This is a genomic window from Gordonia sp. i37 (genome assembly GCF_002043085.1).
GTDB classification, from domain to species: Bacteria; Actinomycetota; Actinomycetes; order Mycobacteriales; family Mycobacteriaceae; genus Gordonia; species Gordonia polyisoprenivorans.
This window is the reverse complement of record NZ_MVPX01000293.1, coordinates 1-930: the sequence shown is the minus strand read 5'-3', so window position 1 is coordinate 930 and position 930 is coordinate 1. Positions and strand designations below refer to the sequence as shown.

Sequence of the window (930 nt, the reverse complement as noted above, 5' to 3'; positions counted from 1 at the left end):
CGTCGGTCTCGGTGCCGAGTTGCTCGTCGAGCGGCGGCGCCCCCGGTCGCAGATCGAGCGCGTCGAGGTCGAGCATCCGTGCGTGGATGACCGTGCGGTTACGCAGCGCCGATCGGACCGCCCGGTGTAGACCGTCCTCGAGGTACAGGTTTCCGTCGTAGCGCACCACGTGGGAGAACAGATCCCCATAGAACGTGGAATCCTCGCTGAGCAGCTTGTCCAGGGCGAGCACCGTCGTCACCGTAATCAGCTCGTCGAGGCGGAACTGTCGAGGCGGGATCTTGGCCCATCCGCGATGGGTCAACGCGTGGTCGGGATACGGTTTGCCCTCCCGGACGCCTTTGAAGATCATCGCGACCTTCCTGTCGTGGGCGGCGTTCGCCGGGGCGGCGGAGATCGTCGGCGCCTCGCCGGTCGAACACGTGCACCCGTACTTCGTGGCGGTGTTTCGTAGAATGAACCCACCCACTGTAGGGCAGAGGGCGGGTTCGAGAGGAGGTCTGGCCTGTGTCGACCACCGATGATCGGCGGTTCGAGATTCTTCGTGCCATCGTCACCGACTTCGTTGCCACGCAGGAACCGATCGGTTCGAAGGCACTCGTCGAACGCCATCAGCTCGGCGTCTCCAGTGCCACGGTTCGCAATGACATGGCGGTACTCGAGGCCGAGGGCTACATCGCGCAACCACACACGAGTTCGGGACGGATACCCACCGACAAGGGGTACCGGATGTTCGTCGACCGCATCAGCGAGGTCAAACCGCTGTCGGCGGCCGAGCGTCGCGCGATCCTGTCAGTGCTCGATTCCGGGGTCGATCTCGACGACGTGCTGCGCCGGTCGGTGCGACTGCTGGCCCAGCTCACCCGCCAGGTCGCGGTCATCCAGTATCCGGTGCTCTCCACGGCGACGGTGCGTCACCTCGAGGTGATC

1 protein-coding gene and 1 pseudogene are annotated in these 930 nt (G+C 65.1%); one reads left to right on the top strand and one right to left on the bottom strand.

Going from position 1 to position 930, the window contains the following annotated elements; translation table 11 throughout:
* Positions 1 to 352, bottom strand: a 352-nt coding sequence (locus tag B1964_RS14155) for a type II toxin-antitoxin system VapB family antitoxin (RefSeq protein WP_079930240.1), incomplete at its 3' end; no start/stop codon positions are given.
* A gap of 155 nt (positions 353 to 507) precedes the next feature.
* Here B1964_RS14155 and B1964_RS14150 point away from each other — a divergent pair.
* Positions 508 to 930: pseudogene (locus B1964_RS14150) on the top strand (heat-inducible transcriptional repressor HrcA); the annotation flags it as partial.